The organism is Rahnella sp. P4_A8, assembly GCF_056402435.1.
Window position 1 is genome coordinate 1 of the sequence record NZ_JBFUHK010000004.1, and the last position, 13,111, is coordinate 13,111.

The window sequence follows — 13,111 nt, forward strand, 5'->3', positions numbered from 1 at the left end:
GTGAAGACGTGGTACGTCATCCGGTCGTTGCGCGCATTGTTGTCGCGTACGAAGCCTGGGAAGAAGAAGATCAAAAACGCCGCGATGCGATTGCCGCAGAGCGTAAACATGAACATCAGAACAGCTCAACACAACAGGCCAGTCAATGAACACGGTAATCCTCGATTTACAAATTGCCTGCGAAGATGCAGCAGGTTTACCGTCAGAAAATGATTTCCAGACCTGGCTTGAAGCGGTTCTTCCTCAGTTTCAGGAAGAATCAGAAGTCACAATCCGTCTGGTCGATATCCCTGAAAGTCATGAACTTAATATGACTTATCGTGGGATGGATAAACCGACCAACGTGTTATCCTTTCCGTTCGAAGCACCTCCTGGTATGGAGATGCCGCTTCTTGGCGACCTGATTATTTGTCGCCAGGTTGTGGAGAAAGAAGCAAAAGAGCAGGACAAAGAACTTCTGGCTCACTGGGCGCATATGGTCATTCACGGCAGTTTGCATTTGCTGGGCTATGACCATATCGTTGACGAAGAAGCCGAAGAAATGGAATCGATTGAAACTGAAATCATGCAGGGTCTGGGGTATCCGGATCCGTATATTTCAGAGAAAGAAGATAACTAAGCTTCACAGTAAACTCGCGTAATGCCTGCCTGATAACGTGTTTATCCGCAGGCGTTTCGCATAATTTTCACTAACTACGAGTAAAAAAAACCAAACGCCATGAGCGATGACCATTCACAAAATAGTGACAGCCCCAGTCCCAAGAAGGGCTTCTTTTCCCTTATCCTTAGCCAGCTTTTTCACGGTGAACCAAAAAACCGTGGCGATTTGGTTGAGCTGATCCGTGATTCAGAACAAAACGATCTGATCGACCCCGATACCCGTGACATGCTGGAAGGCGTGATGGATATCGCCGAGCAGCGCGTCCGGGACATCATGATCCCACGTTCACAAATGATCACGCTAAAACGCAACCAGCCGCTGGAAGAGTGCCTCGATGTCATTATTGAATCTGCACACTCACGCTTCCCGGTGATCAGCGAAGATAAGGATCACATTGAAGGCATCCTGATGGCCAAAGACCTGCTGCCGTTTATGCGCACAGAGTCTGAGCCATTCAGCATAGATAAAGTGCTGAGAACCGCGGTCGTTGTCCCTGAAAGCAAACGCGTAGACCGCATGCTGAAGGAATTCCGCTCACAGCGTTACCACATGGCGATTGTCGTTGATGAATTCGGCGGCGTTTCAGGTCTGGTAACCATAGAAGATATTCTCGAACTGATCGTCGGCGAAATCGATGATGAGTACGATGAAGCAGAAGATCTGGATATCCGTCAGCTCAGCCGCCATACCTACACCGTCCGCGCACTGGCACCGATCGAAGATTTTAATGAAGTGTTCCGGACCCATTACAGTGACGACGAAGTCGATACGATTGGTGGTCTGGTCATGCAGTCATTCGGCCATTTACCGGCGCGTGGTGAAAGCATTGAAATTGACGGTTACCTGTTCAAGGTTGCGATGGCTGACAGCCGTCGTATCATTCAGGTTCATGTAAAAATACCGGACGACGCGCCGCAACCGATACTGGAAGAATAATTACTTCATGGCAATTGCCTCTTTATATCAACGCCAGCGGGTTCGCGCCCTGCTGGCGCTCTTTTTCGGTGCCTGTGGCACGCTGTCATTTTCCCCTTATGACTTCTGGCCTGCGGCGATCATTTCGCTGTGCGGTCTGCTGGCATTAACGCTCGATCGTCGTCCGGCTCAGGCCGCGCTCATCGGCTTTTTCTGGGGAATGGGTCTTTTTGGCAGCGGCGTAAACTGGGTTTATGTCAGCATCGCCACGTTTGGCGGCATGCCGGAAGCGATCAACCTTTTCCTGGTGGTCTTGCTGGCAGCGTATTTATCGCTGTACACGATGTTGTTTGCCGGCTTGTTCAGCAAACTGTGGCCGAAAACCACCTGGTGGAAACTGGCACTTGGCGCGCCCGCCTTGTGGCAAGTTACTGAATTCCTGCGCGGCTGGGTGCTGACCGGTTTCCCGTGGTTACAGTTCGGCTACAGCCAGATCGACGGTCCGCTGAAAGGCCTCGCGCCGATTACCGGCGTCGACGGCATCACGATTTTACTCACCTCGCTGAGCGGACTGATTGTGTACGCAGTACATCAGCGTCGCGTCACACCGGGAATTATCGCTGTTGCCATGCTGTTACTGCCGTGGCCGCTGCGTTATATCCACTGGTATCAGGAACAGCCAGATAAAACGGTCGATGTGGCACTGGTTCAGGGCAACATTCCACAGTCCATGAAATGGGATCCGAAAGCACTGGAAAGTGCGCTGCAGACCTATCTGGATCTCAGCCGCCCGTACGTGGGTAAATCCAGCATGATCATCTGGCCGGAATCAGCAATTTCAGACATTGAATCCGATCAGCAGGGCTTCCTGAGCATGGTGGATAATATCTACCGCTCACACGGCACCCAGTTAATCACCGGCATTATCGATGCCCGTCGCAATGAAGAAGGCATGAAAGTGTATAACAGCGCCATCGTGCTCGGCGGTGAAAAGCCCTATCACTATCCTGACGAAAACCGCTTCAACAAACATCATCTGGTGCCTTTTGGAGAGTTCGTACCGCTGGAAGCCATTCTTCGCCCGCTGGCACCTTTCTTCGATTTGCCGATGTCCGGGCTGACCAGTGGTGATTACGTGCAGAAACCGTTGTTTGTCAGTGGCCTGAATCTGACCACGGCGATTTGTTACGAAGTCGTCTTCGGCGAACAGGTGCGCGACAATCTGCAACCGGATACTAATTTCCTGCTGACGATTTCAAACGATGCCTGGTTTGGTCATTCGATTGGCCCATGGCAACACTTCCAGATGGCGCGAATGCGTTCGCTGGAACTGGGCCGTCCGTTGCTGCGCAGCACCAATAATGGCATTACCGCCGTCGTTGATGCTCAGGGCGATGTGACCCACGAAATTCCGCAGTTTACCCGTCAGGTGCTGAACGTGAAGGTCACACCGACAACGGGTATGACACCTTATGCCCGGGCTGGCTGGTGGCCGGTGTGGTTTGCTACGGCAGTCATGGCGGCAGTTGCGCTGTGGTTGGGTCGCCGTAAATCCTGAGTACAAGCGTTTTGTTTCTAAAACAGGCACCTCCGGGTGTCTGTTCTTTTTTGTAGCACCCCTTTTTAATCTCAATACCCCTCCCCTTTTACCTGCTGCCGATTGTTTCGACTGCGGCATTAAGCGCTGCCGATTTGCCCGCTTATGAAGTTAAATCAGGCCATTTGGCACGACTCTTGCTACATCTGATTGAAAGATATCTGATTAGTTACTTTTTATGACGGGATGCATCATTTTGGTACAAACAGGCTGCTCCTCATGCACTTTCCGGGTGCATAGCCGTTTGATTGCTTTGATTTGGTGCGTGTCTCGTCTCAAAAAAGAAACAATGTGGTTTCATAATATTCACATTCAGCTATTTTCTAGCTTCATATGACGAGGCATTAGTACTTTCTGATCCCTGAGTTTGGATCCCTAATGACAGCAAGGAGTTGGACATGCAATTGCGCAAATTGGCGTTATCAGTACTGTTGGCAAGCGTTACCGTGAGCAGCTTTGCTCACGCAGAAGAACTGACCGGCACCCTGAAAAAAATTAAAGACAATGGCGTTATCGTGGTGGGTCACCGTGAATCCTCAGTGCCATTCTCTTACTACAACAACGAACAAAAAGTTGTGGGTTATTCACAGGACTATTCTGACGCTATCGTTGACGCAGTGAAGAAAAAACTGAACCTGCCTGACCTGCAGGTCAAAATGATGCCAATCACTTCGCAGAACCGTATCCCGCTGCTGCAAAACGGCACCTACGATTTCGAATGTGGTTCAACCACCAACAACCTGGAACGTCAGCAACAAGCAGCCTTCTCTGACACCATCTTTGTGATCGGCACACGTCTGCTGGTGAAAAAAGGTTCAGAGATTAAAGATTTCACTGACCTTAAAGGCAAAACTGTTGTTGTAACCTCCGGTACGACTTCCGAAGTTCTGCTGAACAAGCTGAACGAAGAGAAAAAACTGGATCTGCGCATCATCAGTGCCAAAGACCACGGTGACTCCTTCCGTACGCTGGAAACTGGCCGCGCAGTGGCCTTCATGATGGATGACGCCTTGCTGGCCGGTGAACGTGCGAAAGCCAAGAAACCAGACAACTGGGAAATTGTCGGTACGCCGCAATCCAAAGAAGCTTATGGCTGCATGATGCGTAAAGACGATGCTGAGTTTAAAAAACTGGTTGATGACACCATCGTGCAGGCACAAACCTCCGGTGAAGCAGGCAAATGGTTTGAAACCTGGTTCAAAAAACCGATTCCTCCGAAAAACCTGAATATGAACTTTGAGCTGTCCGATGACATGAAAGCTCTGTTCAAAGCGCCAAACGATAAGGCGCTGTAAGTCATACCAAATGGACGGGTATAACCAAGAGAAGAGTGAAAAGTGACTAAAATACAAGGTTGGACCACCAACCTGTGATGATACAGATGCGGGGTGGTCGTTCCCCACCCCGCATTCTTTCCCATTCACTTTAGGCGGATTGCGTCATCACTCAGATGGGTAAGCCTTTACCCGCTTTACGGAGTTTTTATGTCAATAGATTGGAACTGGGGCATTTTTCTGCAACAAGCCCCCTTCGGTAACACCACTTATCTGGGCTGGATTTGGAATGGATTTCAGGTCACTGTCGCACTGTCAATTTGCGCATGGATAATCGCCTTCCTCATCGGTTCTCTGTTCGGTATTTTGCGTACCGTCCCCAACCGCATCCTTTCGGGTATTGGTACCTGTTACGTCGAATTATTCCGTAACGTGCCATTAATCGTGCAATTCTTCATTTGGTATCTGGTGGTCCCTGAACTGCTGCCTGAAAATATCGGCATGTGGTTTAAATCCGAACTGGCGCCTGACGTACAGTTCTTCACTTCCTCGGTAATTTGCCTCGGGTTGTTCACCGCCGCCCGTGTATGCGAACAGGTGCGTGCAGCCATCCAGTCCCTGCCAAGCGGACAACGCAATGCCGGACTGGCGATGGGCCTTACGCTGCCGCAAACTTACCGCTATGTGCTGTTGCCCAATGCTTACCGCGTGATCGTGCCGCCAATGACCTCTGAGATGGTTAATCTGGTGAAAAACTCCGCCATTGCCTCGACCATTGGTCTGGTTGATATGGCCGCACAAGCCGGTAAGCTGCTGGATTACTCCGCGCATGCGTATGAATCATTCACTGCAATCACCGTTGCTTATGTCCTTATCAATGCCGTCATCATGCTGCTGATGCATTTCGTAGAACGTAAAGTCCGCCTGCCGGGCAACATGGGAGGGAAATAAGCATGCATGAATTCGACTGGAGTTCTATTGGTCCCGGCCTGCCCTATCTGTGGCAAGGCATGGTCATTACGCTGAAGATAACGTCGCTGGCGATTGTAGTCGGTATTTTGTGGGGCACCCTGCTGGCGGTCATGCGCCTGTCAACGTTCAAGCCGATCAGCTGGTTTGCCTCGGCTTACGTCAACCTTTTCCGCGCGGTTCCGCTGGTCATGGTGCTGTTGTGGTTCTATCTGATTGTGCCGGGCTTTCTGCAAAAAGTGCTCGGACTGTCACCTAAAACCGATATCCGCCTGATTTCTGCGATGGTCGCGTTTGCGTTATTTGAAGCGGCGTATTACTCGGAGATTATCCGCGCAGGGATTATCAGCATCGCACGCGGTCAGTCTTCTGCAGCGCTGGCGCTGGGTATGACACAGTGGCAGTCGATGAAGCTGGTTATCCTGCCGCAGGCTTTCCGCGCGATGGTGCCGTTACTGCTGACGCAGGCTATCGTTTTGTTCCAGGATACTTCGCTGGTGTATGTTCTGGGCCTCGCAGACTTCTTCCGCAGCGCATCTAATATTGGTGACCGTGACGGTACACTGGTTGAGATGGTGCTGTTTGCAGGACTTATTTACTTTGTTATCAGCCTTTGTGCTTCCTTGCTGGTGCGTTATTTGAAGAAAAGGACCGTTTCATGATTTCACTGAAGAATGTTTCTAAATGGTACGGGCACTTTCAGGTGCTTACCGATTGCAGCACCGAAGTTAAAAAAGGTGAAGTTGTGGTGGTTTGCGGGCCTTCAGGCTCAGGGAAATCGACGCTGATCAAAACCGTTAACGGACTCGAACCAGTTCAGAAAGGTGAGATCCTGGTCAACGGGACGCCGGTCAATGACAAGAAGACCAATCTGGCGCAACTGCGTGCAAAAGTGGGCATGGTTTTCCAGCATTTCGAACTGTTCCCGCACCTTTCCATCATCGATAACCTGACACTGGCACAAGTCAAAGTTTTAAAACGTGATAAAGCGGCAGCGAAAGACAAGGGCCTGAAATTACTGGATCGTGTCGGTTTGTCCGCGCACGCCAATAAATTCCCCGGCCAGCTTTCCGGTGGTCAGCAACAGCGTGTGGCGATTGCCCGTGCATTGTGTATGGATCCGATCGCGATGTTGTTTGACGAACCGACGTCCGCTCTTGATCCGGAAATGATCAACGAAGTGCTCGACGTTATGGTTGAGCTGGCAAACGAAGGTATGACAATGATGGTGGTGACACACGAAATGGGCTTCGCCCGTAAAGTGGCCAACCGCGTGATTTTCATGGATGAAGGCAAGATTGTAGAAGATCGCAATAAAGACGATTTCTTCAATAATCCGGAATCCGATCGCGCCCGGGATTTCCTGGCGAAGATCCTGCACTGACCGGCACTGAAAAAAAGAAAGCACACCTGCCCCGACTCTCCGGGGCAGGTGTCTGACGCTTAAGGTTCAAACGGACGACGCGTAAACTCAGTGTTACCACATTTCGGGCATTTACTCAGAATTTCCGGCGTATACACCGCTAAGTGAAAATGACAGTTTTCACACACCAGATTGCCCAGACCGACGACTTCTCCGCTGTGATAAATCCCGTGATGGCTGACATCTTTAAAAACCTCTTTCCATTCCAGCTGGGTTTTATCGGTCATATCGGCCAGCTCTTTCCACAAGCTTTCTTTAATGACCCGCATGAACACACTGTCCGTGCCGTCATCTTCTTCTGCCACGGCTTGCTGGTTTTCTTCATAGTTGCGGGCAAATTCGTGCAAATCGCGGCGTACCGCCGACGTTAACTGTTCAATCTGGATTTCCGTCAGCTTGCCCTCTTCCTGCAGTCTGACGCGGGCATCCTGTACCAGCGCGCTGATATCACGTTCACCGTGTTTTAACCGCTCGGTCAGTGATGTCACCAACTGACGGTAAGATTGCGTAATATTGCTCATATTTCCTCTCCTTGAACTGTCATAACCATTTTCACGGCGGGAACGCACTGCCTTTATTTTAGTCGTAAATCCCTGATCCGTTGCGCAGATTATCTCGCGCTGACTCGCAGATTATGAATATTGCGCCAGAAGCGGACAGAAATTCCCTTTAGCCTTCGCTGGGTGTTGTTGCTCCAACCGCTTATCAGCTATGCTATGCGGATCTTTTGATTAAAACTTTTTGAGCTACAGGCGTAGCTGTTTTCACTCACAGGACCACCGGCCGCCATGCAAGAGCAATACCGTCCAGAAGACATCGAGTCACACGTTCAGCTTCACTGGCAAGAGAAGCAAACCTTCAAAGTTACCGAACAGCCTGGCAAGGAGAAATATTACTGCCTCTCCATGTTGCCTTATCCATCAGGCCGTCTCCACATGGGACACGTGCGCAACTACACCATCGGTGACGTGATTTCCCGTTACCAGCGCATGCTCGGTAAAAACGTTCTGCAGCCGATTGGCTGGGATGCGTTTGGCCTGCCAGCGGAAGGAGCAGCGGTTAAAAACAACACCGCACCTGCGCCGTGGACTTACGAAAACATCGAATACATGAAGAACCAGCTTAAATTGCTGGGCTTCGGCTATGACTGGGATCGTGAAATCGCGACCTGTAAGCCTGATTATTATCGCTGGGAACAATGGTTCTTCACCAAGCTGTACGAAAAAGGTCTGGTTTATAAGAAGACCTCCGCAGTGAACTGGTGTCCGCATGACCTGACCGTTCTGGCGAATGAACAGGTTATCGACGGCTGCTGCTGGCGTTGCGATACCAAAGTAGAACGTAAAGAAATTCCTCAGTGGTTTATCAAAATCACCGATTACGCCGATCAGCTGCTTAACGATCTGGACACGCTGGAAAGCTGGCCAGAGCAGGTGAAAACCATGCAGCGCAACTGGATTGGCCGTTCCGAAGGCGTGGAAATCACCTTTGATGTGGCTGACAGCGATGAAAAAGTCACGGTGTACACCACCCGTCCTGATACGTTTATGGGCGCGACCTACGTCGCTGTGGCTGCCGGTCATCCTCTGGCACAGTTGGGCGCACAGAATAATCCTGCGCTGAACGATTTCATCGACGAATGCCGTAACACCAAAGTTGCCGAAGCAGAAATGGCGACGATGGAAAAGAAAGGCATGGCAACCGGTCTGTTTGCCATTCACCCGCTGTCTGGTGAAAAGCTGCCAATCTGGGTCGCTAACTTCGTGCTGATGGAATACGGTACCGGCGCAGTGATGGCCGTGCCTGGTCACGATCAGCGCGACTGGGAATTCGCCACCAAATACGATCTGCAGATCAAGCCGGTTATCCTGAATCTGGACGGCAGCCATCCTGACGTCAGCGCAGAAGCCATGACTGAGAAAGGTACACTGTTCAATTCTGGCGAATTTGATGGTCTCAGTCACGAAGACGGCTTTAATGCTATTGCCGATAAACTGGTTGCTCAGGGTGTCGGTCAGCGCAAAGTAAACTACCGTCTGCGCGACTGGGGGGTTTCCCGTCAACGTTACTGGGGCGCACCAATTCCGATGATCACGCTGGAAGACGGCACCGTTATTCCTGCGCCTGAAGATCAACTGCCGGTTGTTTTGCCGGAAGATGTGGTCATGGACGGTATCACCAGCCCGATTAAAGCGGATCCTGAGTGGGCGAAAACTACCGTCAACGGTATGCCGGGTCTGCGTGAAACCGACACCTTTGACACCTTCATGGAATCTTCCTGGTATTACGCGCGTTATACCTGCCCGCAATACGACGAAGGTATGCTGGATCCTGCGGCCGCCAACTACTGGTTGCCAGTCGATCAGTATGTCGGTGGTATTGAACACGCCATCATGCACCTGATGTATTTCCGCTTCTTCCACAAACTGATGCGTGATGCAGGTTTGGTGGATTCTGACGAACCGGCCAAGCGCCTGTTGTGTCAGGGTATGGTTCTGGCTGACGCGTTCTACTACACCGGTAACAGCGGCGAACGTATCTGGGTTTCCCCGGCGGATGCCATTGTTGAACGTGATGAAAAAGGTCGCATCACCAAAGCCACTGACCCGCAAGGCCACGAACTGGTTTACGCGGGCATGAGCAAGATGTCCAAGTCTAAAAACAACGGCATCGACCCGCAGGTGATGGTCGATAAATACGGTGCAGATACCGTGCGTCTGTTTATGATGTTCGCTTCTCCGGCAGAAATGACGCTGGAATGGCAAGAGTCCGGCGTTGAAGGGGCAAACCGCTTCCTGAAACGTGTCTGGAAACTGGCCTTCGAGCACACAGAAAAAGGTCCTGTTGCCGCTCTGGATGTGGCTTCTCTCAATGAAGCACAGAAAGATCTGCGTCGTGACTTGCATAAAACCATCGCCAAAGTGACCGATGATATCGGTCGTCGTCAGACCTTCAACACCGCTATCGCGGCAATCATGGAACTGATGAACAAGCTGGGTCGTGCACCTCAGGATAGCGAACAGGACCGTGCGCTGCTGCAGGAATCCTTGCTGGCGGTTGTCCGTATGCTTTATCCATTCACTCCGCACGTCTGCTTCAGCCTCTGGCAGTCGCTGCAAGGAGAAGGCGACGTGGATACCGCGCCATGGCCACAAGCTGATGAGCAGGCAATGGTTGAAGATTCCAAGCTGGTCGTTGTACAGGTGAACGGTAAAGTGCGTGCTAAAATCACCGTAGCCGCTGATGCTACCGAGCAACAAGTGCGCGATCGTGCGGCAGAAGAACATTTGGTCGCAAAATATCTGGATGGGGTTACGGTTCGCAAAGTAATCTACGTCCCGGGCAAACTGCTTAACCTGGTTGTAGGTTGAGTCAAGGAGGATCTGTGCGACATCCCATAATGACATTGCTGCTCACCGCAGCAGTGCTGGTTACAGCAGGTTGTGGATTCCATTTACGTGGGAAAACCAATGTTCCTGACGAACTGAAAACAATCGTTTTGGACAGTGGGGATCCATATGGTCCGTTGACTCGTAATATCAGGACCCAGTTGCGTCTAAGTAATGTGACCATTGTTGATGATCCGACCAAAGAACAGCGTAAGGATATCCCGTCGCTGCGCATTGGGGCTGAGTCAGTGGGTCAGACTACCGCATCAATCTTCCAGGACGGTAAGACTGCGGAATATCAGATGGAAATGAACATTAATGCGACGGTTCTGATGCCTGGCAAGGATTTGTATCCTATCCATGTAAAAGTGTTCCGTTCCTTCTTTGACAACCCGTTAACGGCGCTGGCCAAAGATAACGAACAGGACATCATTATCGAGGAAATGCGCCAGCAGGCTGCGCAGCAACTGATCCGTAAGTTGCTGACCGTCCATGCTTCAGAATTGCAGAAAGCAGAGGATGTCGGCGGGCGTCAGGTAGAAGTCATTTCTACCGGTTCATCAGCCACGACGTCGTCTGATGCCTCTGCGGCATCTTCCACGGCACCGGCCACCCCTTCCGCACAATGATCCGAGTTTATCCGGAACAACTTGCCGCGCAGCTCCGTGAGGGGCTGCGCGCTTGTTATGTGTTATGTGGAAACGACCCTTTGCTTTTGCAGGAAAGCCAGGACAGCATACGTCACGCTGCCCAGCAGGCTGACTTCCAGGAGCACTACACCTACATTCTTGACGCCCATACCGAATGGGAGTCCATCTTCAGCATCTGTCAGGCCCTGAGCCTGTTTGCCAGCCGGCAGACCCTGATGCTTATTCTGCCCGAAAATGGCCCGACGGCGCCGATGGCAGAACAATTACTCAAACTGACCACCCTGCTCCACGACGATATTCTGCTGCTGTTGCGCGGTACAAAACTGACTAAAGCGCAGGAAAACAGCGCCTGGTTTAAAGCGTTAAGTGACAAAGGTGTTTTCGTCAGTTGTCAGACGCCCGAACAGGCACAACTTCCCCGCTGGGTGACCCGTCGCGCCAAAGAACTTTCACTTGAACTCGATGAACCGGCTAATCAGCTTTTGTGCTACTGCTATGAAGGAAATTTGCTGGCGCTGGCGCAGTCGCTGGAGCGTCTTTCCCTGCTCTATCCGGATGGCAAACTCACGCTACCGCGCGTCGAAGAGGCCGTCAACGATGCGGCACATTTCACACCTTATCACTGGCTGGATGCGTTACTGGCCGGGAAAAGTAAGCGAGCCTGGCATATTTTGCGTCAGTTGCAACAGGAAGACAGCGAGCCGGTTATTTTACTGCGAACCGTACAGCGTGAGCTGCTGATGCTGCTCAATCTGAAACGGAAAATGGACACGACGCCGATCAGGACCCTGTTTGATCAGCAAAAAGTCTGGCAAAACCGCCGGGCGCTGGTGACTCAGGCACTGCAACGCCTGTCTCTTGCCCAGCTGTCTCAGGCCGTTCGCTTACTGACCCAGATGGAAATCACACTAAAACAGGATTACGGTCAGTCAGTCTGGGCCGAGCTTGAAAGCCTGTCTATGCTACTCTGTGGGAAATCCTTACCCACCGGATTGACGGAGTTGGGTTCGTATTGAAGCAGGACACCGTTATGCCGCGCCGCGCCGCACATTCTTCTGCAACCGCTGAAAAGCTGCTGGCTTTTTTTGGCGGTACGTTTGACCCGATCCATTATGGTCATCTGAAACCCGTTGCAGCGCTGGCAGCGCTGGCCGGGTTTGATCAGGTGATCCTGCTGCCCAACAACGTTCCTCCCCACCGGCCACAACCCGAAGCCACGCCGCAGCAACGTCTGCATATGGCGAAGCTGGCTGTGGCGGATAACGCGCTGTTTTCAGTCGACCCCCGCGAGCTGGCTGTTGATACGCCCTCCTACACGATTGAGACACTTGCAACGTTACGTAAAGAACATGGCGACAAATGCCCGCTGGCGTTTATCATTGGCCAGGATTCGTTACTGACGCTGCATAAGTGGCACCGCTGGGAATCGTTACTGGATTTCTGTCATATCGTGGTGATGGCGCGTCCGGGTTATCAGGAACAACTTGATACACCAGAACTGCAGAAATGGTATGACGCCCATCGGGTGAATGATGCCAATGCGCTTAAGCAAAAACCGGCTGGATTCATTTATCAGGCCAATACCCCATTGCTGGATATTTCAGCGACTGAAATCCGTGAACGCCGTCATGCGGGTCTTGATTGCTCAGATTTACTGCCTTCCGCCGTTGAGCGTTATATAGAATCACAGGGCTTGTACCGCGAGTAGCTAACGCGTGCTATACTGCGCCGCTTAATTTCGGCTCTCGATAACGCTGCGTAATCAACCAATACAATGTATTGATTGTTAAACGTTTTAAGCTGTTTTCCAGACAACCGCTATGTTTATCCTTCATGAGATTGATCATTGCTTCGGTGCCACACCGGCGGACATCTCGTGAGGTCAATTGTTTCAAACATCCCCAGGGGGAACCTTTGCAAGGTAAAGCGCTCCAAGATTTTGTTGTCGATAAAGTCGATGACCTGAAAGCACAAGACATCATCGCCATTGATGTTAAAGGTAAATCCAGTATTACTGACTGCATGATTATCTGTACCGGCACGTCAAGCCGCCATGTCATGTCCATCGCCGGGCATCTGGTTGAAGAAATTAAAGCCGTTGGCCTTGATGCCATGGGTGTGAAAGGCATTAATGAAGCTGACTGGGTGGTTGTCGATCTGGGCGAAGTGATCGTGCACGTTATGCAGGAAGAAAGCCGTCAGTTGTATGAGCTTGAGAAACTCTGGGGCTGAT

13 protein-coding genes and 1 pseudogene are annotated in these 13,111 nt (G+C 51.3%); 13 read left to right on the forward strand and 1 reads right to left on the reverse strand.

Going from position 1 to position 13,111, the window contains the following annotated elements; translation table 11 throughout:
• The 8 genes and pseudogenes from AC1DUO_RS03335 to AC1DUO_RS03370 all read left to right on the forward strand — a co-directional run.
• A pseudogene (locus tag AC1DUO_RS03335) lies at positions 1-149 on the forward strand (PhoH family protein); the annotation flags it as partial.
• Entirely contained in the window at positions 146-619 is a 474-nt protein-coding gene (gene ybeY, locus AC1DUO_RS03340; protein WP_013576482.1) for an rRNA maturation RNase YbeY, read from the forward strand. The pseudogene AC1DUO_RS03335 and the gene ybeY, both read left to right, overlap by 4 nt.
• Positions 620-718: 99 nt before the next feature.
• Positions 719-1,597 carry a CNNM family magnesium/cobalt transport protein CorC gene (gene corC, locus AC1DUO_RS03345; protein ID WP_013576483.1) on the forward strand — a complete coding sequence of 293 codons (879 nt, stop codon included), beginning with the start codon at positions 719-721 and terminating at the stop codon, positions 1,595-1,597.
• Between the two features lie 7 nt (positions 1,598-1,604).
• Complete coding sequence (lnt, locus tag AC1DUO_RS03350) at positions 1,605-3,134, forward strand: apolipoprotein N-acyltransferase (protein WP_013576484.1); 1,530 nt, start codon at positions 1,605-1,607, stop codon at positions 3,132-3,134.
• Between the two features lie 437 nt (positions 3,135-3,571).
• Positions 3,572-4,468, forward strand: a complete 897-nt coding sequence (locus AC1DUO_RS03355; RefSeq protein ID WP_013576485.1) for an amino acid ABC transporter substrate-binding protein — start codon at positions 3,572-3,574, stop codon at positions 4,466-4,468.
• 189 nt (positions 4,469-4,657) lie between these two features.
• Positions 4,658-5,398: an amino acid ABC transporter permease gene (locus tag AC1DUO_RS03360; protein WP_013576486.1), complete on the forward strand. Its 741-nt coding sequence runs from the start codon at positions 4,658-4,660 to the stop codon at positions 5,396-5,398.
• A gap of 2 nt (positions 5,399-5,400) precedes the next feature.
• Positions 5,401-6,078, forward strand: a complete 678-nt coding sequence (gltK, locus tag AC1DUO_RS03365) for a glutamate/aspartate ABC transporter permease GltK (RefSeq protein WP_013576487.1) — start codon at positions 5,401-5,403, stop codon at positions 6,076-6,078.
• Positions 6,075-6,800, forward strand: coding sequence for an amino acid ABC transporter ATP-binding protein (locus AC1DUO_RS03370; RefSeq protein WP_013576488.1), 726 nt, complete (start codon positions 6,075-6,077; stop codon positions 6,798-6,800). Before gltK ends, AC1DUO_RS03370 begins: the two co-directional genes overlap by 4 nt.
• Before the next feature lie 59 nt (positions 6,801-6,859).
• Here the strand turns inward: AC1DUO_RS03370 and AC1DUO_RS03375 are convergent, their stop codons facing one another.
• Positions 6,860-7,360: a zinc ribbon-containing protein gene (locus AC1DUO_RS03375; RefSeq protein WP_013576489.1), complete on the reverse strand. Its 501-nt coding sequence runs from the start codon at positions 7,358-7,360 to the stop codon at positions 6,860-6,862.
• 267 nt (positions 7,361-7,627) lie between these two features.
• Between AC1DUO_RS03375 and leuS the strand changes: the two genes are divergently transcribed.
• The 5 genes from leuS to rsfS all read left to right on the forward strand — a co-directional run bounded on the left by leuS (position 7,628) and on the right by rsfS (position 13,110).
• Positions 7,628-10,210, forward strand: coding sequence for a leucine--tRNA ligase (gene leuS, locus AC1DUO_RS03380; RefSeq protein WP_119261857.1), 2,583 nt, complete (start codon positions 7,628-7,630; stop codon positions 10,208-10,210).
• Between the two features lie 14 nt (positions 10,211-10,224).
• On the forward strand, positions 10,225-10,857 hold the full coding sequence (gene lptE / locus AC1DUO_RS03385) for an LPS assembly lipoprotein LptE (protein WP_037037035.1): 633 nt from the start codon (positions 10,225-10,227) through the stop codon (positions 10,855-10,857).
• A complete protein-coding gene (holA, locus tag AC1DUO_RS03390) occupies positions 10,854-11,894 on the forward strand; it encodes a DNA polymerase III subunit delta (RefSeq protein WP_013576492.1) in 1,041 nt (346 codons plus the stop codon). Before lptE ends, holA begins: the two co-directional genes overlap by 4 nt.
• Positions 11,895-11,908: 14 nt before the next feature.
• Complete coding sequence (nadD, locus tag AC1DUO_RS03395) at positions 11,909-12,586, forward strand: nicotinate-nucleotide adenylyltransferase (RefSeq protein WP_112151686.1); 678 nt, start codon at positions 11,909-11,911, stop codon at positions 12,584-12,586.
• Positions 12,587-12,792: 206 nt separating this feature from the next.
• Positions 12,793-13,110 carry a ribosome silencing factor gene (rsfS, locus tag AC1DUO_RS03400; protein ID WP_015698163.1) on the forward strand — a complete coding sequence of 106 codons (318 nt, stop codon included), beginning with the start codon at positions 12,793-12,795 and terminating at the stop codon, positions 13,108-13,110.
• Position 13,111: the final 1 nt, after the last annotated feature.

Excerpts from the sequence above, each read along its gene's own strand:
- ybeY (WP_013576482.1), top strand. The coding sequence starts at position 146 with ATGAACACGGTAATCCTCGATTTACAAATTGCCTGCGAAGATGCAGCA.
- corC (WP_013576483.1), top strand. The coding sequence starts at position 719 with ATGAGCGATGACCATTCACAAAATAGTGACAGCCCCAGTCCCAAGAAG.
- lnt (WP_013576484.1), top strand. The coding sequence starts at position 1,605 with ATGGCAATTGCCTCTTTATATCAACGCCAGCGGGTTCGCGCCCTGCTG.
- AC1DUO_RS03355 (WP_013576485.1), top strand. The coding sequence starts at position 3,572 with ATGCAATTGCGCAAATTGGCGTTATCAGTACTGTTGGCAAGCGTTACC.
- AC1DUO_RS03360 (WP_013576486.1), top strand. The coding sequence starts at position 4,658 with ATGTCAATAGATTGGAACTGGGGCATTTTTCTGCAACAAGCCCCCTTC.
- gltK (WP_013576487.1), top strand. The coding sequence starts at position 5,401 with ATGCATGAATTCGACTGGAGTTCTATTGGTCCCGGCCTGCCCTATCTG.
- AC1DUO_RS03370 (WP_013576488.1), top strand. The coding sequence starts at position 6,075 with ATGATTTCACTGAAGAATGTTTCTAAATGGTACGGGCACTTTCAGGTG.
- AC1DUO_RS03375 (WP_013576489.1), bottom strand. The coding sequence starts at position 7,360 with ATGAGCAATATTACGCAATCTTACCGTCAGTTGGTGACATCACTGACC.
- leuS (WP_119261857.1), top strand. The coding sequence starts at position 7,628 with ATGCAAGAGCAATACCGTCCAGAAGACATCGAGTCACACGTTCAGCTT.
- holA (WP_013576492.1), top strand. The coding sequence starts at position 10,854 with ATGATCCGAGTTTATCCGGAACAACTTGCCGCGCAGCTCCGTGAGGGG.
- nadD (WP_112151686.1), top strand. The coding sequence starts at position 11,909 with ATGCCGCGCCGCGCCGCACATTCTTCTGCAACCGCTGAAAAGCTGCTG.